Origin of the sequence: Actinomadura sp. RB99 (genome assembly GCF_014706005.1) — a bacterium.
Taxonomy (GTDB): Bacteria; Actinomycetota; Actinomycetes; order Streptosporangiales; family Streptosporangiaceae; genus Spirillospora.
This window is the reverse complement of sequence record NZ_JABMCA010000198.1, coordinates 1-691: the sequence shown is the minus strand read 5'-3', so window position 1 is coordinate 691 and position 691 is coordinate 1. Positions and strand designations below refer to the sequence as shown.

The following is a 691-nucleotide window of genomic DNA, read 5'->3' as shown; positions in this document are numbered from 1 at the left end:
GGCGCTCAGCTCGACCGAGCTGGCCGCCGCCGTCCTGGCCGAGATCGGCGACGGCGACCTCGCCGCCGGAGCCCACCAGGTGATCATGGCGGCCGTCGCGGACCTGTTCGGGCGCGGCGTCCCGGTGACCCCGGACGCCGTCCTCGCGCTGCTCACCGAGCGCGGCGAGCTGGGCCGCACGGGCGGCGCCGAGTACCTGTTCGGGCTGTTCAGCGGGGCCGCGCTCCCGGCGCAGATCGGCTACTACGCCGAACGCGTCCGGCACCGCAGTTGGAAAGGGCGCCTCGCGCAGTTCGCGACGTTCGTCGGGCAGCTCGCCGGGCGCCGCGAACGCCCCGCCGACGAGGACCGCGAGCTGCTCGCCGAGCGCATGGACCAGCTCGCCGGCGGACGCGACGGCACGGCGAACGTCGCGCAGGCCGCCGACGTCGTGGACGCCGTCATCGAGGAGATCGAGCGCGGCGCCGACCAGGACGTCGTCCCCCTCGGCGTCGCCGACCTCGACGAGGTCTTGTCGGTCAAGCCGGGGCAGCTCATCGTCGTAGGCGCCCGCCCCGGCATCGGCAAGACCACGCTGGGTCTGGACATCGCCCGCCACATCGGCATCCGGCGCGGCGAGCCCGTCTACTTCCTCAGCCTGGAGATGGCGCGGACCGAGCTGATGCGGCGGATGCTCGCCGCCGAAGGCCGC

1 protein-coding gene is annotated in these 691 nt (G+C 74.7%); it reads left to right on the top strand.

All coding sequences use genetic code 11. From position 1 onward, the window contains the following. Positions 1-691: DnaB-like helicase C-terminal domain-containing protein (locus tag amrb99_RS49545; RefSeq protein WP_277820254.1), on the top strand; the 691-nt coding region annotated here is incomplete at both ends.